This is a genomic window from Streptococcus hyointestinalis, from assembly GCF_011039275.1.
In the GTDB taxonomy this organism is placed as follows: Bacteria; Bacillota; Bacilli; order Lactobacillales; family Streptococcaceae; genus Streptococcus; species Streptococcus hyointestinalis_A.
Genome location: NZ_JAAKGB010000001.1, coordinates 2,012,928 through 2,032,679 on the forward strand (window position 1 = coordinate 2,012,928; position 19,752 = coordinate 2,032,679).

The window sequence follows — 19,752 nt, forward strand, 5'->3', positions numbered from 1 at the left end:
TAAAACGCTTTATTTGGCGCACAAAAAAAGAGCACACGCTCTACATCGCTTAGGGCTGCTGGATTCCTCCCCTGACCCACTTCACGCAAGACCGTTGCTCCATAAATATTATAGCATGAAATGAAAAATAGTGCAAATCTAGATCTTATTTTCTGCTTTTGCTGCTTTTTGCAGGGCTCTTTTATGCTTGAAAAAGGTCTGCAACAACTCTGCGCACTCTTTTTCTAAGACACCACTTTCGACCTCTACACGGTGGTTGAGCCGCTCATCTGTCAAAATCTGATAAAGACTCTCAGCGCCACCAAACTTAGCATTTTTAGCGCCATAGATGACCTGTGGAATGCGAGCAAGCCCAATCGCTCCGCTACACATGACACAAGGCTCAATGGTCACAAAAAGCGTCGTATCCAGCAAGCGCCAATTACCCTCAAAGCTGTTGGCTTGATTGATTGCCATGACCTCTGCATGGAGGATAGCCTGCTGCTTTTCCTCACGTGCATTGTGCCCTCGTCCGATAATCTCGCCATCCTTGACGATAACACAGCCAATGGGAATCTCGTTTTTAGCCAGCGACTTTTGCGCTTCAAGTAGCGCCTGCTCCATGTAGTAGGATTTTTCTTGCTCTGAAAATGTCGCCATTAGAGCGCTCCTAGATCCCATGATTTATGTGGGCTAGCAAGGTCAACTGGAATACCCTTACTGTAGTGTTCAGCCTGCTCACGTAGCACTTCTAGATAGTTCTCCTCTGGGATACCTTTTCCTGGAAATTGTGGGACGTGCGTAAGCACCAGTTTTTTGACCTTGGCTTTGCTGGCAATCTCACCTGCTTCTTTTGAGGTTAGGTGAGCAGGGTGATTTTCATTTCCCTCAAAGAGATAGACATCTGCTAAGAACAAGTCCGCTCCCTTTGTAAAAGGCGCTAACTTGTCAAAATAGCCTGTATCGCCTGTAAAGACAAGGGTTTGTCCTGTCTCACGCTCTACGATACGCATAGCATAGCAGACAACAGGGTGCACCGTTTTGATAAAGGTAACATCAAAAGGACCAATCTGCTCAACACCCGCCGTATGGTAAGCAATCCCCTTTGCCACATCAGGCAAAGTCAATTTTGAAAACTCATAGCTGTCCTCGTCATGTCCATAGACTGGAAGCACCTTTGGACTCCAGAGATGTTTTGGGTAGAGCTGGCGGTAGTGAAAGAGCACGCCCAAGTCTGCGATGTGGTCTGGATGGTAGTGGCTGATAATGACAGCATCCACATCCAGCGGGCTGATTTCTTTTTCTAACTCATTGACCGCACGGCTCCCCACGTCCATAAGCAGTTGAAAACCATTGTCAGCGGTGATGAGGTAGCTGGTTGTGCCAGCGTCTTTATAAGGATAGCCTCCCCAGCAGCCGATTGTTGTTAATTTCATACGAACACCTTCTTTTGTTTAGATACTTCAATTATATCAAATTACAGCAAAACTGCCTTGGATAGAGCTGCTCCTAGACTAAAAATGTTAGCTCTATTAGAAATTGCGTTTAGAGTGATTGTAGCCGTAGCGCTCCACAAAGTCCTCACGAAACTCTAAGAGATTGTCGTCCATGATAGCTTGTCGGACTTGTTTCATGAGATTGACAAGGAAGTAGAGATTGTGGTAGCTGGTTAGGCGAAGGCCAAAGGTCTCATCTGCCTTGATGAGATGGCGAATGTAGGCTCTGGTGTAGTTGGTACAGGTGTAGCAATCACAGTTAGGGTCAAGTGGGGTAAAGTCCTCAGCGTACTGAGCATTTTTAACCACGAGACGCCCCATGCTGGTCATACAAGTTCCGTTTCGTGCGATACGAGTCGGTAGCACACAGTCAAACATGTCAATCCCACGAATGACACCGTCAATCAGACTATCTGGCGCTCCAACGCCCATGAGATAGCGAGGCTTATCTTGTGGCAACATCGGCACGGTAAAGTCAAGCACAGCATTCATCTCCTCGTGAGACTCCCCAACAGCGAGCCCTCCGATAGAGTAGCCAGGAAAATCCATAGAGACAAGGTCTTGCGCTGACTGGCGACGTAGATCTTCAAAGCCAGCGCCTTGCACGATACCAAAGAGCCCTTGGTCATGCGGACGACGGTGCGCTTTAAGCCCACGCTCTGCCCAACGGCTGGTGCGCTCAATAGATTTTTTGACATAGTCATAAGGCTGGTAGAACTGCGGACACTCATCAAAACTCATCATGATGTCAGAGCCGAGGTTGTTTTGGATAGAGATAGCTTTCTCAGGAGATAAAAACATCTTGGCACCGTTGAGGTGGTTTTTAAAGGTCACCCCTTCTTCGGTGATATTGCGGTTTTCAGCCAAGGAATAGACTTGAAAACCACCGCTGTCGGTGAGAATAGCTTGGTCCCAGTTCATAAACTTATGAAGCCCCCCTGCACGGGCAATCAACTCATCCCCAGGGCGCAACCAGAGGTGGTAGGTATTGGATAAAATAATACCGCTACCCATTTCCTTGAGTTCTTCAGGCGATTGGGTCTTGACGGTGGCTTGTGTGCCGACTGGCATAAACATAGGCGTTGGAAATGTGCCGTGCGGCGTGATAATCTCTCCCAGACGAGCTCCTGTATGTTTTTCCTTCTTGATTAAGCGGTATTTGATTGGATGTTCTGTCACTGTTATTCTCCGTATTCTTCATTTCGGCTGGTGCCGATGACTCTAGCGTAAGGCAAGACACGCCTAAGCTAGGATAACCTTATTGATTGTACCAAAAAAAGAGAAGCTTGTCATGAGGCATTCGCCTAACCATAGAATATGGTATAATAGAGCTAACGACGACATAGTGTAAAGGAGAATTATGCGCATTTCTGACATCAAAACTACCGCAAGACGCCTGATTGCAGGCACCAAGGGCAGCTACGCTCTGTATGCTATCGCTATCATGCTGGTCTATGCTTCGCTACTGCTAGGCTTTACACCAAGTGAGACAGGCGTTGGCTTTAATCTTACTAGCCTGTTGATTAGCCTTTTGACCTTGTTTTTCACTTTATCAGCGAACTTTACCATGCTGTTAGTCGCAAGAAATCAAAAACAGTCCGTGCAGTTTTCAGACAATCAGCTCGCTTTTTCAAAGCATTACGTCTGGCGTTTGCTACTGCTTTACATCGTGCAAGGTATCTTTTTAATGCTTCTCTTAGGGGTGGCGCTTTTAGGGATTAGTCTCATTATTCTTGGGAACTACTTGGTCACGATTGATACGACCAGCTACTATCCTCTGGCTTTCACTTGCTTAGGTTGGATTTTTAGCGTGTATGGTGTTATCGCTGTCGTTCGCTACTACTTTGCCTATCGCATGACAGCTTACATCGCTTTTGATAGGATTAACCGTGACCCTGACAACTACCCTGGCACGCTTGCCATTATCAAGGACAGCATTGCTCTTATGAAAGGATACAAGTGGCGATTATTTCTGCTGGATCTGAGCTTTATCCTTTGGTATCTGCTGATTTTGATGACCTTTGGTCTCGCCTACATCTACGTCCTCCCCTACACCAACGCAAGCGAAGTTATCTTTTATCAACAATTGAAAAAAGCTTAAAACCACTGCTCGCAGTGGTTTTTATGTGTTCTTATCCTCACCTGTGACAAACATGGTAAAAGTCGCTTTGACGATGAGTTCGCCAGCTTGATTGGTGATGGTCGTCTCAACAATCTTAGTAGACTTGCCATCGTGCAGACAACGTCCTTCAATGGTCAAACAATCCTCCAGCTGACCTGCTTTTAGGTAGTTGATACTGGATTGCATAGTGACAGCATTGTAACCTAGCGACCTTGCTACTAGACCACTGACTTGGTCACACAGGGTAAAGAGATAGCCACCGTGAGCATGCCCGTAGTAATTGAGCGAATGCGGCACCACCTTGGTCATCACTACAACATGCCCCGCTTCAAACGCAAGCAACTCATAATTTTCAAAAACACGTATCTCATGTAAATAATCTGTCATCACAAGACCTCCTTAATTTTCTTAATGTAAAAAAGTTGGCAAAGCCAACTTTTTATTATTTCACCACGATATTAACTAGTTTATTTGGTACAGCAATGACCTTGATAATCTCTTTCCCAGCGATTTCGGCTTGGATTTTGTCGTTTTCAAGCGCCACTTTTTGCAGGTCTTCACGCGAAAGGTCTTTTGCGACCATGAGTTTGGCACGGACTTTGCCCTTGATTTGGACGACGATTTCAATCTCGTCTTCGATGAGCTTGCTTTCATCCCAAGTTGGCCAAGCCACATAAGAGATAGACTCGCCTGATTCGGTCAAGACTTGCCAGAGCTCTTCAGACAAGTGCGGTGCAAATGGTGCAAGCAGCTGCACGAAGCCTTTAGCGTAGTCAGCGTAGAGGGCATCTTCTTTATTGGCACTATTGACAAAGACCATAAGCTGAGCAATTGCCGTGTTGAACTTGAGCTGCTCGATTTGCTCAGTGACAGACTTAACGGTTTCATTGTAAACCTTGTCAAGATTGCCCTTATTTTCAGTAGTGATAGGCTTAGTCGTGATAAGGCGGTAGACACGGTCAAGGAACTTGCGGCTACCTTCTAGACCTTCTTCGCTCCAAGCGATAGAAGCGTCAAGCGGCCCCATAAACATCTCGTAAACACGCAAAGTATCTGCCCCGTACTGCTCAACCACATCGTCTGGATTGACCACATTTTTAAGCGACTTAGACATCTTAGCTGGTGCTTGCTCCAGCTCTTCGCCAGTCTCGATATGGAAATACTTGCCATCACGCTTCTCAACCTTATCGGTCGCAACCAGCGCCCCACGGCTATCACGGTAGCTAGTGCCCAAAATCATCCCTTGGTTAAAGAGTTTTTGGAAAGGCTCCTTGGTTGGCACGACACCAATATCATAGAGGAACTTATGCCAGAAGCGAGCGTAGAGCAGGTGAAGCACGGCGTGCTCCGCTCCACCGATATAGATGTCCACTGGCAACCAAGCCTTGAGCAGATCCTCATCAGCCAGCTTTTCCTTGTTTTTCGGATCGATATAGCGCAGGTAATACCAGCTAGAGCCAGCCCACTGTGGCATGGTGTTGGTCTCACGGCGTCCCTTGACCCCGTCCTCACGAGTAACTGTCAACCAGTCTGTCAAGTTGGCGAGGGGACTTTCACCTGTACCAGACGGCTTGATGTTGTCTGTCTTTGGCAGAACCAAAGGCAATTCACTCTCTGGCACAGCTGTTGATGTGCCATCCTCCCAATGGATAATCGGAATTGGCTCACCCCAGTAGCGTTGACGGCTAAAGAGCCAGTCACGCAGGCGATAGTTGACCTGCTTTTGACCAAACCCCTTGTCCTCAAGGAAGGCAACCATCTTGTCAATGGCTGCTTCCTTATCAAGACCATCGAGAAACTCTGAGTTGATGTGTGGTCCGTCCTCGGTGTAGGCTTCTTTTTCCACATCGCCACCAGCCAAGACTGGGATAATCTCAAGCCCAAAGGTCTTAGCAAACTCCCAGTCACGGGTATCGTGGGCAGGTACCGCCATAATGGCACCTGTGCCGTAGCTAGAAAGCACGTAGTCAGCAATCCAGATTGGAATTTCACGACCGTTGACAGGGTTGATGGCATAAGCGCCAGTCCAGACGCCAGTCTTTTCCTTAGCAAGATCTGTACGAGCAAGGTCAGACTTGAGGCTGGCTTGGTGCTTGTAGTCCGCAACTGCCTCAGCCTGCTCAGGACTAGTAATCGCGTCTACCAGCTCATGCTCAGGCGCAAGCACGGCATAGGTAGCACCAAAGAGCGTGTCAGGGCGAGTGGTGTAGACGGTGAAGGTCTTGTCGGTGCCAGCGACTTTGAAGTCCACATGCGCACCTGTTGACTTGCCAATCCAGTTGCGCTGCATATCCTTGATAGACTCTGGCCAGTCAAGCTCGTCAAGGTCATTGAGGAGACGCTCAGCGTAGGCTGTGATTTTCAGCATCCATTGGTGCATGGGCTTGCGCACGACTGGATAGCCACCACGCTCAGAGGTACCGTCAGGCAGCACTTCTTCGTTGGCGATGGCTGTTCCCAGCTCCTCAACCCAGTTGACCGGTACTTCTGCCTCGTAGGCAAGCCCTTTTTCGTAGAGCTTGGTGAAAATCCACTGTGTCCACTTGTAGTAGTCTGGGTCTGTGGTGTTGATTTCACGGTCCCAATCGTAGGAGAAGCCTAGAGCATTGATTTGGCGCTTGAAGTTAGCGATATTTTCTGCAGTAAATTCAGCTGGGTCATTGCCCGTATCCATAGCATACTGCTCTGCAGGTAGACCAAAAGCGTCCCAGCCCATAGGATGGAGGACATTGTAGCCCTGGGCACGCTTGTAACGACTGAGAATGTCTGTCGCTGTGTAGCCCTCTGGGTGCCCTACGTGAAGCCCTGCACCTGATGGATAAGGGAACATATCTAGCGCATAGAAGTTGGGTTTTGTGCTGTCTGTCCCCGTTTTGAAGGTGTGATTGTCCGCCCAAAAAGCCTGCCATTTGGGCTCGATATCTTTGTGATTGTAGTAGGTCATATCTTTCTCCAAATCTTGTAGTTCTCTCTATTATACCCTTTTTTAGGGATTTTTGAAATAGCTGAGTAAGGGATAAGATAGAGAAAGTTTTTAGAAAACTAAGACAGCTTTTTCAAGAAAAACTGACTCACAGCTGCGCTTTCTTGAGCGACATAGTCTGGTTTCCAGTAGGTTTCGATATGATTAGCGCCTTTTATCAATACCAGCTCTTTGTCTAGCGTGCCTGTAGCTTTCTCAAAGACAGCGTCTGTCATGTAGCGTGTATCAGAAATATCCCCAGCCACCATCAAGAGCGGCTGATCTATCAAGTCCACTTGATTTTCAGCGTCCCAAGCCATCAAATCAAGCAAACTCATAGCCGTATAGCGGCTTTGGGAGTTAGGATGATAGTGCGTATCGCTATAATACTGAGTTCCATCACGATAAAGCCCGCAGGAATCTTTTCTAGCTCCTCCTGCGTGTAGTGCGTCTGATGAGTGAGGAGTTCACCGATATAATCCACCTGACCGGTTTTAGCATAGTGTGCTCGTGCTTGACTAGCTGCTTGCAAACGCTCAGCCACGCTATCAAGCAACCTTTTTACTGTCTCTTTTCAAAGACATGATAAGCATAAGCTGGCAAGTCCATTTCTTTTTTCAATGTTTCACAAGAAACGTCTTGCCCAAGGTCGAGTTCTTGCCAGTTATTTTCTAAAATGCTGTCTGGCAATGTCACAGAGGCTGTGTGCTTGGTTAGATTGACCAGTACCAACAGCTCCTCGTTACCTAGTACACGCTGGTAGGCAAAAACGGCTGCATTTCCCTCATCAACAGGATAATAATGCCCCTCTGCTATCAGCTTGCTCTCATGCCGTAGCGCGATGAGTTTCTGGTAGAGATAGAAGGTCGAGTTTTTATCAGACAGAGCTTTCTTAACATTACGCTCAGCGTAGTTACTACTTAGTATCAGCCAAGGCTGAGCTTTGCTAAAGCCCGCTTGAGGGCTATCATCCCACTGCATGGGGCTTCTAGCATGGTCTCGTGACCAAGCGCTGACCTTATCAAGCGCCTCCTGTGGCGTAAGTCCCTTTTCTATATAGTCCTCATAAGCCTTGACATCACGCACCGTTACACTATCCATCTGGCTAAGCTCCGTGAAATGAAGCCCAGACATGGCAATCTCCTGCCCTTGGTAGATAAAGGGTGTCCCTCGCAGGAGAAAATAAGCCACAGCAAAGGCTTTGCTAGCTGCCACAGACCCATCCCCAAAGGACTGGACGATACGAGGAATGTCATGATTTTCTAGATAAAGCCCGCACCAACCGTCAGGATCCATGTCCTTTTGCCAGCGATTGAGAACAGCCATAAAGTCAGGGACACTACCACGATTGTCAGCGTCTCTGGCATTATGCTCCCACTCAAAAATCATGGTCATATAACCGCCATCGCCTGTCCAGCTGCTAGCTTCTGGACTGCGCACACCACTTGCCTCACCGACCGTCAGAGCACCATTTGCATCAAAAATTGCCTTAAGCTCTGTCATGTAAGTCTTGATTCCCTCGACATTCATAAAAGGTGCCCAAGGACCATCTCCCTCCCAGTCAGTCACTTGTGTGTCATAGGCTGCCTTTTGCAGATGACTAATGGCATCCAAGCGAAAACCGTCAATGCCAAGGTCAAACCAAAACTGAATCATGTCATAAATTGCCTGTCTGAGCTTGGGATTTTTCCAGTTGAGGTCTGGCTGACTCTTATCAAAGATATGCAGGTAATAGCTCTGCGTCGCTTCATCATAAGTCCAAGCTGACTCGCCCTTAAAGGACTTCCAGTTATTGGGCGGACAGTCCTTTTTGCCCTCCACCCAATGGTAAAAGTCACGGTAGGGATTGTCCTTAGACGAGCGTGACGCACAAAACCAAGGGTGCTTGTCAGACGTGTGATTGACCACAAGGTCAAAGAGAACCTTAAGGCCAAGCGCATGCGCCTTATCCACTAACTCACGCACATCCGCAAGCGTCCCGTACTCTGGATTGATGTCCTGATAGTCTGAGATGTCGTAGCCGTTGTCCTTATTGGGCGATTTAAAGACAGGATTGAGCCAGATAAAGTCCACCCCTAGTTTTCTGAGATAAGGCAGTTTTGCAATCACTCCTTGAATATCCCCGATACCATCCCCATTGGTATCTAGGAAACTGCGTGGGTAAATCTGATAACCCGTTGCGTATTTGTACCAGTCAGCTGTCATCTTTTCCTCCTTCTTAAAGCGCTTACACCGTCCCTTTGACAAAAAAGCCTAAACAGGCTTTTTATTAAAGTTCTGCAATTTGGTAGAGTTCCACTTCAGCTTGTGTTTCTGAGCCGAACATACTAATCATCAATTTGACCTTGTTGCCATCAATCTCAACAACACGTCCTTCTTGACCAGTGAAAGCTCCATCGACGATTTGCACCACATCCCCCTCTTTGATATTGGTGTCAAAGACATCAACGGTTTGACCCATTGAGATGAGGATAGAGCGGATTTCTTCTTCCAAGAGTGGTGTTGGTTTGGAACGGTTCCCGTGTGAGCCGACAAATCCTGTAACGTTTGGTGTGTTACGCACAACAAACCAAGCTTCATCGGTCATGACCATCTCAACCAAGACATAACCTGGAAAACGGTTTTCCTCAACTTCTTTGACTTTACCATTTTTTTCCACATTGACCGTTTGCGTTGGGATTTCCACACGCAAGATGTTGTCCATCATGTTGTAGGTTTGTGCACGTTGGAGGAGGTTTTCTTTGACTTTATTTTCATATCCTGAGTAAGTTTGCAAAACAAACCAGCCCTTATCAAAACTATCTAGCATACTGTGTCCTTTCCTTAATAAAAAAGCCTAGACGGCTCCAGTTCTTTTCTTTCATTATAGTAAAAGTCCCTCGTCTTGTCAATGACAAAAAGAACTACAGCTGATAAACTGTAGTTCCTATCCATTATCTGAAAAACTCGAGTAACTTCATCAAGCCTAGCTGTAAAAGCTTGTCAAAGATATAGATGATAACTGCGAAAAAGGCAGTGTATTCTAAGATGGCGATGAAGTCTGTCCAACGTTGCTTACGATTTGGCCAAGTCGTATCACGCAAGACTCTAAATGTCCCTGTAATAAACTTCACAATTCTCCTCCTAACTAGCGTGTTTCCTTGTGTAGGGTGTACTGTTTACAATGTTTACAAAATTTATTAACCTCTAGTCGTGTGGGTTTTGGATTGCTGCTGACAGCAATAGAGTAATTGCGGCTACCGCAATCAACACACGCTAGACTTGCTTTTTTCTGTACCATAGTGCCTCCGTATGTGCTATTTTATCATGAAATGCTAGAGCTTGCAAGTTATCTGAAGAAATCAACGACACTATCCCAGAGATTCTTAGCTTTCTCGCCTAGATTAGCGTCTTCGACGGCTTTTGTGATAGATTCAGCAGCGTTGCTAGCTGATTCTTTGATACTGTCGATGATAGACTGAGACTGGCTGTTGTTGTCAGAGCTGGTATCGCTACTGCTATAAGTCGCAGCAATACCATTTTCAGCGTAAGCATTTTTCACATCAAACTTAGTCCCTTCGGTGTAAGGCAGGATATAAGACGCCTGCGTGCTAAAGATGGTCGAGGCAGTGCCTGAGCTAGAGTCGGACAGGTAGTGGTTTTCATCGGTTTTGTTAAAGCCGAGCCACTGACTGATGACAACGTCTGGCGTGTAGCCGATAACCCACTGGTCACTAGCAAGGTCAGCGTTAAAGTCCGTCTCTGTTGTCCCTGTCTTACCTGCCAAGGTATAACCGTAGACATTGGCATTGACTGCCGTTCCGTTTGAAAATGTCCCAAGCATCATGCTGGTCATTTTATTGGCGACAGACTGGCTGATGACACGCTTAGCATTGTCCGTAAATTTCTTGACAACCTCTCCACTTGCCGTCTCGATACGTGTAATCAAATGCGCCTTATGCATGACACCGCCATTAGCAAAGGCAGAGTAGGCTTGCGCCATCTCAAGCGGATTGGTCGTGACACCCCCACCAAGGGCAACGCCCAATTCTTTTTTGGTGTTGTCCATGTTCAAGCCAAACTTTTCACCGTAGGTAAAAGCTTTATTGATACCGAGCTTATTAAGCGTGTAGACAGCTGGGATGTTGTAGGAGTTTGCCAGCGCCTGATACATCGGCACATCCTCACTCTCATAGTTGCCATAGTTGTGCGGCTGATAGCCGTTAAAGTTTGTCGACTGGTTAGGCAGTTCTGTCTCAATAGACCAGCCAGCAGCCACAGCAGGCGCATAAACAACCAAAGGCTTGATGGTAGAGCCTGGGCTTCTAGCAGATTGTGTCGCATAGTTGAAACTTCTAAAGGTGACGTTTTCGGTACTATTGACACGCCCCACTAAACCACGCACACCACCCGTCTTAGGGTCAAGAGCGACACTAGCAGACTCTGCATAAGTATTGTCATAATAAGACACTGGAAAGAGGCTCGTATCCGCATAGGTCGTCTGCATACCAGTCTGATAGTTTTGGTCAAGCTCGGTATAGATTTTATAGCCGTTGTTGACGATGTCCTTCTCAGACAGTCCATAAGTGCTGATAGCCTCGTTGATAACCGCATCAAAGTAGGATGGGTATTTGTAGTCATCTGACTTGCTGACATAGGTATCACTTAGGCGATTGCCCATGCCAACTGCTACCGCTTCTTTTGCCTGACTTTCGCTGATTTTACCAGCGTCCACCATGGCGTAGAGGACTGTGTTTCTCCGATTGGTCGCATTTTTGATGGAATAGTATGGATTGTAAACCTCAGGTCCTTTAAGCATACCAGCCAGCGTCGCTGCTTCATCCAGCGTCAGATTGGCTGCGCTTGTCCCAAAATACTTTTGACTAGCGTCCTCAACGCCCCACACCCCATTACCAAAGTAGGAGTTGTTGAGATACATGGTCAAGATTTCTTTCTTGCTGTACTTTTTGGTCAGCTCCAGCGCTAAAAAGAACTCCCGAGCCTTACGCTTAATGGTCTGGTCTTGGGTCAGATAGGCATTTTTCGCCAGCTGCTGGGTAATGGTAGAGCCACCACCAAACCTCCCCAGGGTCACAACCGCAAGTAGAAAACGTGAGAGATTTATCCCGTTATTTTGGTAAAAGGTGCGGTCCTCTGTTGCGATAACAGCATTTTCCAAATCATCAGAGATGGCATCTAGCTCCACATAAGTTCCCTTTTGCCCCGAAAGACTGCCTGCGTACTCGCTATTTTTATCGTAGATTTGCGTGGTCGCCTTGAGCGCATTTTGCAAATCCGACACCTTAGCTGTCTTTGACAGGTAAAAGAGATAAGAGCCAGTCGCTAAAACTACGATGGACAAGGTAATCAGCAAAATCTTTCCGATATTGTAGCGCCGCCAAAAGCGCCGGATGGGATTTTCCGGAGAAGGCACAAACTTTGAGAGCGTCTTAACCCACTTGGGGCGATTTTTTTCACTCTCTTTGCGAGCACGACTGCGCTGGTAGACCGACTGACGCTCAACTGGAGCCTCCTCCACCTCAGGCTCGACGTCTTTTACCTCGTCAGCCTTTTTGTGAAACGATAATTGCTTGACCTTATCCAAGGTCTTCTTCAAAGATTCAAGTAATTTCATACAGTCATTGTACCAAAAAAAACTTAAAATCCAGCGGAAAAACCTCATTTCCACAGCCAACATGGTATAATAAGCCTATGACATTTCAAGTACATTTTCAAAACCCTTACCCAAAACTCTCTGTCAAAGAATTGCTTGAGGACAGGCTACTTATACCCAGAAAAATCCGCCATTTCCTGCGCATTAAAAAGCATGTGCTCATCAATAACCAGCCTATCAATTGGCAAAGCAGCGTTGAACATGGAGATGATGTCACCCTAATATTTGATGACGAGGATTATCCCGCTAAGACTATTTTATTTGGTAACAAACAGCTGGTCCAGCCTGTATATGAGGACGAGCACCTCATCATTGTCAATAAACCCGAAGGCATGAAAACCCATGCCAATCAGCCAAACGAGCTAGCACTTCTCAATCACGTCTCTGCTTATGTCGGACAGACCTGCTATGTCGTCCATAGACTTGACAAGGAAACCAGCGGACTTGTCCTCTTTGCCAAAAATCCTTTTATCCTCCCGATTCTCAATCGTATGCTAGAAAAAAAGGCGATTAAGCGCTATTATTGGGCGCTTGTGGATGGAAAAACACTGCCTAAAACCATCACCTACAGGGATAAAATCGGACGACACCGCCACGACCGTAGAAAACGCGTTGTTGACAACAAACACGGACAAACTGCCATCACACACCTAAAGCGCCTCAAAACCTACCCCAAAAACCAGCTTGTAGAATGCCAACTAGATACAGGACGCACCCATCAGATACGTGTACACCTCTCCTATCATGGGCATCCTATTATCGGAGATCCCCTTTACCATCCTCACCCCAAAGGACGTCTCATGCTACACGCCTATAAGCTCACACTGACACACCCTCTGACAGGACAGCAACTTTCTTTTCAAGCAAAATCAGATAGTTTTGAGCAAAAACTAAACACCCAAGCTTAGTAAAAGCTGGGTGTTTTTATATCCACATAAAAACAAGAAAAACTTGCTTACGATAAGTTTTTAAGGCTAAAGACCTATCGTAAACAAGCCTTGCTTGTTACTATCATTATGATGAGTGTTCCCGCTAAAGGAGTTCTCCTTTAGCGGTAGACCAGAGCTAGACTAAGGTATCACACGTGACACCCATCATCATAACACTCAACAAAATTGATGATTTAAACTAATTCAATGATAGCCATTGGTGCTGCATCACCACGACGTGGTTCTGTCTTAAGGATACGAGTGTATCCACCGTTGCGTTCAGCATAACGAGGTGCAATATCATCGAACAATTTTTGAAGTGCTGTAGTAGCAGTGTACTTATCAGTTGCTTCATCATAGTTTTCGCTTGCGATTTCGTTACGAACAAAAGCAGCAGCTTGACGACGAGCGTGCAAATCACCACGTTTACCAAGAGTAATCATCTTTTCAACTGTTTTACGGATTTCTTTAGCACGAGCTTCAGTTGTAACGATTGATTCATTGATAAGAAGATCAGTTGTCAAATCACGAAGCATTGCTTTACGTTGTGAGCTAGTACGTCCTAGTTTACGGTAAGCCATGAGTTCCTCCTCTTTTAATTTTTATTTATCGTTTTTGAGTCCGAGACCTAGTTCAGCCAATTTCACTTTGACTTCTTCAAGACTCTTACGTCCAAGGTTACGGACTTTCATCATCTCAGGTTCAGTCTTTTCTGTCAAATCAAGCACGGTATTGATACCAGCACGTTTGAGACAGTTGTAAGAACGAACTGACAAATCAAGCTCTTCGATTGTACGGTCAAGCACTTTTTCATCATTGACTTGCTCTGCTTCTTTCATGACTTCAGTTGTTTTAGCCACTTCTGTCAAGTCAGTAAAGAGATTCAAGTGTTCGATAAGGATACGTGCTGAAAGACCGAGAGCATCTTCAGGAATGATTGTGCCATTTGTCATGATTTCAACAGTTAATTTATCAAAGCCATCATTGCTTCCGACACGAGCCGGTTCAACTTGATAATTAACTTTTTTGACTGGAGTGTAGATAGAATCAACAGCCAAAGTTCCCACTGGTGCATCGTCTTTTTTATTGCCTTCAGCTGGCACATAACCACGGTTTTTAGCCACAGTCATTGTCGCTTTAAGAGAATGTCCCTCAGCAATTGTAAAAAGATAATGATCAGGGTTAACAATTTCAATATCACTATCTGTCAAAATGTCACCTGCAGTTACTTCTGCTGGACCTTCGACATCAAGTTCAATCATCTTTTCGTCTTCGACGTAAGACTTTACAGCAAGTCCTTTTACATTAAGGATAATTTGCATGACATCTTCACGGACACCTGGGATAGTATCAAACTCGTGTAAAACACCATCAATTTTGATAGATGTTACTGCCGCACCTGGAAGTGAGGACAAGAGAACACGACGAAGAGAATTTCCCAAAGTTGTTCCGTAACCACGTTCAAGTGGTTCGATAACAAATTTGCCGTAATCTTTATTTTCATCAATTTTTGTTATCAATGGTTTTTCAAACTCAATCATTTGGTTGCTCCCTCTTAAACGAAAAGTTGTGTACGACTATTGTTACGATTATACACGACGACGTTTTGGAGGACGAGCACCATTGTGTGGTACAGGTGTTACATCACGGATTGATGTTACTTCAAGACCAGCTGCTGCAAGAGCACGAATAGCAGATTCACGACCTGAACCAGGACCTTTTACAGTAACTTCAACTGTTTTTACACCATGTTCTTGTGCTGATTTAGCGGCAGCTTCAGCAGCCATTTGGGCAGCAAATGGTGTAGATTTACGTGATCCTTTAAAACCAAGTGCACCAGCTGATGACCATGCAAGAGCGTTACCATGCACATCTGTAATCATAACAATTGTGTTATTGAATGTAGCGTGAATATGTGCAACACCAGATTCGATGTTCTTTTTCACACGACGTTTACGTGTTGGTTTAGCCAATTTTTTTACCTCCTATTTTATTTTTTCTTACCTGCAATCGCAACAGCTTTACCTTTACGAGTGCGAGCATTGTTTTTAGTGTTTTGTCCACGGACAGGAAGCCCACGACGGTGACGAATTCCACGATATGAACCGATTTCCATCAAACGTTTGATGTTCAAGTTCACTTCACGACGAAGGTCACCTTCAACTTTGATGGCATCCACTTCACGACGGATTGCGTCTTCTTGGTCAGATGTCAAATCTTTCACACGGATGTCTTCAGATACACCAGCTGCTGCCAAGATTTTTTTAGATGTTGCAAGTCCGATACCATAAACATAAGTTAATGAAATTACTACACGTTTGTCATTTGGAATATCAACTCCAGCAATACGAGCCATTTTTTCTCCTTTCTATTTTATCCTTGACGTTGTTTGTGTTTTGGATTTGATGGACAAATTACCATAACACGACCGTTACGACGAATAACTTTGCAGTATTCGCAAATTGGTTTAACCGATGGTCTTACCTTCATTTTTTAATCCCTCCAAGTATTTCGATTATTTAAAGCGGTATGTGATACGACCACGAGTAAGATCATAAGGACTCATCTCAACTGTAACTCGGTCACCTACTAAAATACGAATATAGTTTTTACGGATTTTTCCTGATACGGTTGCTAAAATCTGATGTCCATTTTCCAACTCGACAGTAAACATAGCATTAGGCATCGTTTCAACGACTTTGCCTTCAATTTCAATCACATCTTCTTTTGCCACGCAAAAGTACCCCCTAAAATTTCGATTAGATAGCCTCTGAAAACAGAGGTAACAATTATAAGTCAGACTAGTCTAGTATATCACGACTTGCCTAACTTATCAAGTATTATAGATAAAATTATTTCATCGCTGCGATAGCTTTTTCAATATCTGCAAAAACAGCATCGATTTCTTGATTACCTTGAATGTCTGAGACGATACCAGCTTTGCGATAGTGTTCAATAATCGGTGCTCCTTGAGCAATATTAACATCCAAGCGACGTTTTACAGTCTCAGGTTTGTCATCCTCACGTTGGTAGTAATCGTCTTCATTGTAGTCCCCTACTGGTGGATTGAAGACTTTGTGGAAAGTTTCGCCTGTTTTCTTGTGAATAATACGTCCACTCAAACGCTCAACCAAGCTGTCTGGATTCACTTCGATATTGATGACACCATCCAGTTTAAGACCTAGCGCTTTAAGTGTTTCATCAAGCGCATAAGCTTGCTCAATAGTACGTGGGTAACCATCCAGCAAGAAGCCTTTTTCAGCGATGTCAGACTCAGCAAGACGCTCTTTGACAATACCATTTGTCACTTCATCAGGAACAAGCTCGCCCTTGTCGATATAGCTTTTTGCAAGCACACCCATTTCAGTCTTGTTTGCCATTGCTGCACGGAACATATCCCCTGTCGAAATATGCGCCACACCAAATTCCTCAACAATTTTTGCTGCCTGAGTCCCTTTACCAGCACCTGGTAGCCCCATGATTAAAAGATTCATGACTTTCTCCTTATTTTGTTTTTAAATAAATCCAACACTCTAAGGCAGTGCTAAATTTATTTAAAAACAAAATAGAAAGGGTTAGTTGCCTAACCTCTCTATTTCATTTTGCTAACATCCTTTGCGAAATGCTAGTTAACATCAGTATTCATAAAGCCAGCATACTTTCTCTTAAGAAGATAACCTTCCAATTGTTTCATACTTTCAATACCAGTAGAAATCAAGATAAGAAGACTTGTTCCTCCAAGAGCGATACCAGACGATAGCTCAAAGATTTGCTGTGCTGCAATTGGGGTCAAAGAAATGAAAGCGAGAAAGACTGACCCAACTGTTGCTAGCTTCTTCAGAAGTGATGACATATACTGCTCTGTTTCACGTCCTGGACGAACACTTGGAATATAGGAACCATTTTTCTGTAAGTTTTCCGCTGTCTTTTCAGGATTGACTTGGACAAACGTGTAGAAGAATGAGAACAGAACAATCAGCACGGCATAGATAAGCATACCTGTTGGTGATTGGAAATTAAGGATTTCTTGAAGTTTTACTAACCAAGGAATATCTCGACCATTTTCAAAGAATGGAATAATGGTACTTGGGATTGTTGTAATCGAGCTAGCAAAGATAACGGGAATAACGCCGGCTGGATTAACTTTCAGTGGCAAGTAAGAACTTGTCGGAGCACCTTGTGCCAATTTGGTATATTGGATTGGAATTTTGTATTCTGCCTGTTGGACAAAAGTCGTAAAGAAGATAATTGCCAACACTGCAAGAACCAATAAACCTACGATGATGTAAGACTGTGTCAACTGACTACTTCGTACATTGACAAAGAAGTCTTCGTAGATAGATGTGAGTGAATCAGGTATTGATGAGATGATCCCTGCAAAGATGATCATGGAAACACCATTCCCAAAACCTTTATCAGTAATTTGATCTCCCAGCCATGTCACAATGACACTACCTGCTGTCATTATCGCACCAATCAAAAGAAAGGTGCTTGGACTTGGTGATTTGACAATCCCAACTGAGGACAAACGATCAAAACTATAGGTAATTCCGATAGATTGGATAAATGCAAATACCACCGAAATATAGCGTGTCGCTTGGTTTAGCTTTCTTCGACCAACTTCACCTTGCTTGCCCCATTCGACAAACTTAGGATAGATATCCATTTGCAAGAGCTGAACGATAATGGATGCGGTAATGTAAGGGCTAACCCCCATTGAGAAAACTGAGAAGTTTTTCAAAGCATTACCACTGACCAGATTAAGCATATTTAGAAATGGTAAATCTCGCAGTTGGTCTAAGTTTCTAGCATTGATACTAGGAACCGTGATTGTCGTTCCAAGTCTAAAAACAAAGATGATAAAGATTGTAAACAAAATCTTCTTGCGAACATTTTTAACCTTAAATGCATCTTTAAGCAGTTTAAAGAACATAATGAGTTACCTCTCATTAAATGACTTCGATTGAACCACCCTTAGCAGTAATCGCTGCTTCCGCAGATTTTGAGAATTTAGCTGCTTTAACAGTTAATTTTTTAGTTAATTCACCATTCCCAAGAACTTTAACACCTGATTTGAAGTTACGAACGATACCTGCTTCTTTAAGAAGAGCTGGTGTTACTTCAGTACCATCTTCAAAGACGTTAAGTTGATCAAGATTTACAAGTGCGTATTCTTTAGCGTTTACGTTAGTAAATCCACGTTTTGGCAAACGACGGAAAAGAGGAGTTTGTCCACCTTCAAATCCTGGGCGTACGCCACCACCGCTACGTGCTTTTTGACCTTTTTGACCGCGACCAGATGTTTTACCGTTACCTGATGATGTTCCGCGACCAACACGATTACGAACTTTGCGTGAACCTTGAGCAGGTTTCAATTCATGAAGTTTCATTATTTTTCTCCTTATTATACATGCTAACGCCTTATGGATGGTTAAAGGATTAAGCCATCCATATGACTCGCTTTTTATATTGTCTTAAATCGCACCAACTTCATTAGTGCGATTAGACATCTTTAATTATGCTTCTTCAACAGTTACCAAGTGTGATACTGCATTAACCATACCACGGATAGCTGGAGTATCTTCTTTAACAACTGAAGAGTTCAATTTACCAAGTCCAAGGGCAACAACTGTTTTACGTTGTTCTGGTTTGCGTCCGATTGGAGACTTAGTCAAAGTAATTTTAATTTGAGCCATGATAATCTCCTTTCTTAAGCCAAGTCAGAAACTGAGATGCCACGAAGAGCAGCAACTTCTTCAGCACGTTTCAATTGTTTCAATCCTTCAACAGTTGCACGAACAATGTTGATTGGAGTGTTTGAACCTAATGATTTTGAAGTAATGTCTGCAACACCTGCCAATTCGATGACGGCACGAACCGCACCACCAGCAGCTACCCCAGAACCTTCAGCAGCTGGTTTCAACAATACACGAGCGCCACCAAACTCAGAGCGTACTTCGTGAGGAATTGTTGTCCCAACCATTGGCACTTCAATCATATTTTTCTTAGCAGCGTCAACTGCTTTACGAATAGCTTCAGGTACTTCTTGAGCTTTACCAGTACCGAAACCAACACGACCATTACGATCACCAACAACTACAAGCGCTGCAAAACGAAGACGACGTCCACCTTTAACAACTTTTGTAACACGGTTAATCGCAACAACGCGTTCTTCAATTTCTACTGCATTGTCTTTAAATGCCATTATCTAGTGTCCTCCCTATTAGAATTTCAATCCGTTTTCACGAGCTGAGTCAGCCAAAGCTTTTACACGTCCGTGATAGAGATATCCACCGCGGTCAAACACCACTTCAGAAATACCTTTAGCTACTGCACGTTCAGCAACAAGTTTACCGACTACAACGGCTTGTTCTGTTTTAGTTCCTTTTGAAACTTTCTTGTCAAGAGTTGATGCACTTGCGAGCGTTACACCCGCTACGTCATCAATTACTTGAGCGTAGATGCCTGTATTAGAACGGAATACGTTCAAACGTGGGCGATCAGCAGTTCCAGAGAGTTTACCGCGAACGCGTTTGTGGCGTTTTTGGCGGATTTTATTTTTATCTGGTTTCGAAATCACAATTTTCACCTCTTAATTTATTGATACTATC

At 44.5% G+C, this 19,752-nt stretch carries 25 protein-coding genes, 1 other RNA gene and 1 pseudogene; 2 read left to right on the forward strand and 25 right to left on the reverse strand.

Annotation, left to right across the window (positions count from 1 at the left end; translation table 11 throughout):
- Window positions 1–20 precede the first annotated feature (20 nt).
- From ffs to tgt, 4 genes are all read right to left on the reverse strand, one after another.
- An RNA gene (gene ffs, locus G5B60_RS10080) (signal recognition particle sRNA small type) lies at window positions 21–106 on the reverse strand.
- 32 nt (window positions 107–138) lie between these two features.
- Window positions 139–639 carry a tRNA adenosine(34) deaminase TadA gene (tadA, locus tag G5B60_RS10085; protein ID WP_164683871.1) on the reverse strand — a complete coding sequence of 167 codons (501 nt, stop codon included), beginning with the start codon at window positions 637–639 and terminating at the stop codon, window positions 139–141.
- Window positions 639–1,415, reverse strand: a complete 777-nt coding sequence (locus G5B60_RS10090) for an MBL fold metallo-hydrolase (protein WP_164683872.1) — start codon at window positions 1,413–1,415, stop codon at window positions 639–641. Before G5B60_RS10090 ends, tadA begins: the two co-directional genes overlap by 1 nt.
- 96 nt (window positions 1,416–1,511) lie before the next feature.
- Entirely contained in the window at window positions 1,512–2,654 is a 1,143-nt protein-coding gene (gene tgt / locus G5B60_RS10095; RefSeq protein WP_164683873.1) for a tRNA guanosine(34) transglycosylase Tgt, read from the reverse strand.
- A gap of 181 nt (window positions 2,655–2,835) precedes the next feature.
- Here tgt and G5B60_RS10100 point away from each other — a divergent pair, with 181 nt between their 5' ends.
- The gene (locus G5B60_RS10100) at window positions 2,836–3,576 is read left to right on the forward strand and encodes a DUF975 family protein (protein ID WP_164683874.1); all 741 of its coding nucleotides are present in this window, start codon (window positions 2,836–2,838) and stop codon (window positions 3,574–3,576) included.
- 21 nt (window positions 3,577–3,597) lie between these two features.
- Here the strand turns inward: G5B60_RS10100 and G5B60_RS10105 are convergent, their stop codons facing one another.
- The 9 genes and pseudogenes from G5B60_RS10105 to pbp2a form a co-directional block, all read right to left on the reverse strand.
- On the reverse strand, window positions 3,598–3,984 hold the full coding sequence (locus G5B60_RS10105) for a PaaI family thioesterase (RefSeq protein WP_164683875.1): 387 nt from the start codon (window positions 3,982–3,984) through the stop codon (window positions 3,598–3,600).
- Between the two features lie 55 nt (window positions 3,985–4,039).
- Entirely contained in the window at window positions 4,040–6,541 is a 2,502-nt protein-coding gene (leuS, locus tag G5B60_RS10110; RefSeq protein WP_164683876.1) for a leucine--tRNA ligase, read from the reverse strand.
- 98 nt (window positions 6,542–6,639) lie between these two features.
- Window positions 6,640–6,897, reverse strand: a complete 258-nt coding sequence (locus G5B60_RS10115; protein WP_164683877.1) for an alpha/beta hydrolase — start codon at window positions 6,895–6,897, stop codon at window positions 6,640–6,642.
- Complete coding sequence (locus G5B60_RS10120; RefSeq protein WP_164683878.1) at window positions 6,894–7,115, reverse strand: hypothetical protein; 222 nt, start codon at window positions 7,113–7,115, stop codon at window positions 6,894–6,896. The genes G5B60_RS10115 and G5B60_RS10120 overlap by 4 nt, the downstream gene beginning before the upstream one ends.
- A 5-nt stretch (window positions 7,116–7,120) precedes the next feature.
- Complete coding sequence (locus G5B60_RS10125) at window positions 7,121–8,764, reverse strand: alpha-glucosidase (RefSeq protein WP_164683879.1); 1,644 nt, start codon at window positions 8,762–8,764, stop codon at window positions 7,121–7,123.
- Window positions 8,765–8,828: 64 nt separating this feature from the next.
- Window positions 8,829–9,368 (reverse strand): transcription termination/antitermination protein NusG, encoded by a 540-nt coding sequence (nusG, locus tag G5B60_RS10130; protein WP_115271154.1) that lies wholly within the window; start codon window positions 9,366–9,368, stop codon window positions 8,829–8,831.
- A gap of 124 nt (window positions 9,369–9,492) precedes the next feature.
- Window positions 9,493–9,672: a preprotein translocase subunit SecE gene (gene secE / locus G5B60_RS10135; RefSeq protein WP_115271156.1), complete on the reverse strand. Its 180-nt coding sequence runs from the start codon at window positions 9,670–9,672 to the stop codon at window positions 9,493–9,495.
- Window positions 9,673–9,686: 14 nt separating this feature from the next.
- The gene (rpmG, locus tag G5B60_RS10140; RefSeq protein ID WP_115271158.1) at window positions 9,687–9,839 is read right to left on the reverse strand and encodes a 50S ribosomal protein L33; all 153 of its coding nucleotides are present in this window, start codon (window positions 9,837–9,839) and stop codon (window positions 9,687–9,689) included.
- A 48-nt stretch (window positions 9,840–9,887) separates the two neighbouring features.
- Window positions 9,888–12,041: pseudogene (gene pbp2a, locus G5B60_RS10145) on the reverse strand (penicillin-binding protein PBP2A); the annotation flags it as partial.
- Window positions 12,042–12,250: 209 nt separating this feature from the next.
- Here pbp2a and G5B60_RS10150 point away from each other — a divergent pair.
- Complete coding sequence (locus G5B60_RS10150; RefSeq protein WP_164683881.1) at window positions 12,251–13,120, forward strand: RluA family pseudouridine synthase; 870 nt, start codon at window positions 12,251–12,253, stop codon at window positions 13,118–13,120.
- Window positions 13,121–13,335: 215 nt separating this feature from the next.
- Here G5B60_RS10150 and rplQ read toward each other — a convergent pair whose 3' ends face one another.
- From rplQ to rplR, 12 genes are all read right to left on the reverse strand, one after another.
- Complete coding sequence (gene rplQ / locus G5B60_RS10155) at window positions 13,336–13,722, reverse strand: 50S ribosomal protein L17 (RefSeq protein WP_164683882.1); 387 nt, start codon at window positions 13,720–13,722, stop codon at window positions 13,336–13,338.
- 21 nt (window positions 13,723–13,743) lie between these two features.
- Entirely contained in the window at window positions 13,744–14,682 is a 939-nt protein-coding gene (locus G5B60_RS10160; RefSeq protein WP_115271164.1) for a DNA-directed RNA polymerase subunit alpha, read from the reverse strand.
- A 48-nt stretch (window positions 14,683–14,730) separates the two neighbouring features.
- Complete coding sequence (gene rpsK, locus G5B60_RS10165) at window positions 14,731–15,114, reverse strand: 30S ribosomal protein S11 (RefSeq protein WP_115271219.1); 384 nt, start codon at window positions 15,112–15,114, stop codon at window positions 14,731–14,733.
- Window positions 15,115–15,131: 17 nt separating this feature from the next.
- Window positions 15,132–15,497: a 30S ribosomal protein S13 gene (gene rpsM / locus G5B60_RS10170; protein WP_115271221.1), complete on the reverse strand. Its 366-nt coding sequence runs from the start codon at window positions 15,495–15,497 to the stop codon at window positions 15,132–15,134.
- A 17-nt stretch (window positions 15,498–15,514) separates the two neighbouring features.
- Window positions 15,515–15,631, reverse strand: coding sequence for a 50S ribosomal protein L36 (rpmJ, locus tag G5B60_RS10175; RefSeq protein ID WP_002959355.1), 117 nt, complete (start codon window positions 15,629–15,631; stop codon window positions 15,515–15,517).
- A gap of 25 nt (window positions 15,632–15,656) precedes the next feature.
- The gene (gene infA / locus G5B60_RS10180) at window positions 15,657–15,875 is read right to left on the reverse strand and encodes a translation initiation factor IF-1 (RefSeq protein WP_001040189.1); all 219 of its coding nucleotides are present in this window, start codon (window positions 15,873–15,875) and stop codon (window positions 15,657–15,659) included.
- A gap of 118 nt (window positions 15,876–15,993) precedes the next feature.
- Window positions 15,994–16,635 (reverse strand): adenylate kinase, encoded by a 642-nt coding sequence (locus G5B60_RS10185; RefSeq protein WP_164683883.1) that lies wholly within the window; start codon window positions 16,633–16,635, stop codon window positions 15,994–15,996.
- Window positions 16,636–16,766: 131 nt separating this feature from the next.
- The gene (gene secY / locus G5B60_RS10190) at window positions 16,767–18,074 is read right to left on the reverse strand and encodes a preprotein translocase subunit SecY (RefSeq protein WP_164683884.1); all 1,308 of its coding nucleotides are present in this window, start codon (window positions 18,072–18,074) and stop codon (window positions 16,767–16,769) included.
- A 16-nt stretch (window positions 18,075–18,090) separates the two neighbouring features.
- On the reverse strand, window positions 18,091–18,531 hold the full coding sequence (rplO, locus tag G5B60_RS10195; protein WP_115271227.1) for a 50S ribosomal protein L15: 441 nt from the start codon (window positions 18,529–18,531) through the stop codon (window positions 18,091–18,093).
- 126 nt (window positions 18,532–18,657) lie between these two features.
- On the reverse strand, window positions 18,658–18,837 hold the full coding sequence (rpmD, locus tag G5B60_RS10200; protein ID WP_115271229.1) for a 50S ribosomal protein L30: 180 nt from the start codon (window positions 18,835–18,837) through the stop codon (window positions 18,658–18,660).
- A 14-nt stretch (window positions 18,838–18,851) separates the two neighbouring features.
- A complete protein-coding gene (rpsE, locus tag G5B60_RS10205; RefSeq protein WP_115271230.1) occupies window positions 18,852–19,346 on the reverse strand; it encodes a 30S ribosomal protein S5 in 495 nt (164 codons plus the stop codon).
- Between the two features lie 18 nt (window positions 19,347–19,364).
- Window positions 19,365–19,721, reverse strand: coding sequence for a 50S ribosomal protein L18 (rplR, locus tag G5B60_RS10210; protein ID WP_164683885.1), 357 nt, complete (start codon window positions 19,719–19,721; stop codon window positions 19,365–19,367).
- Window positions 19,722–19,752: the final 31 nt, after the last annotated feature.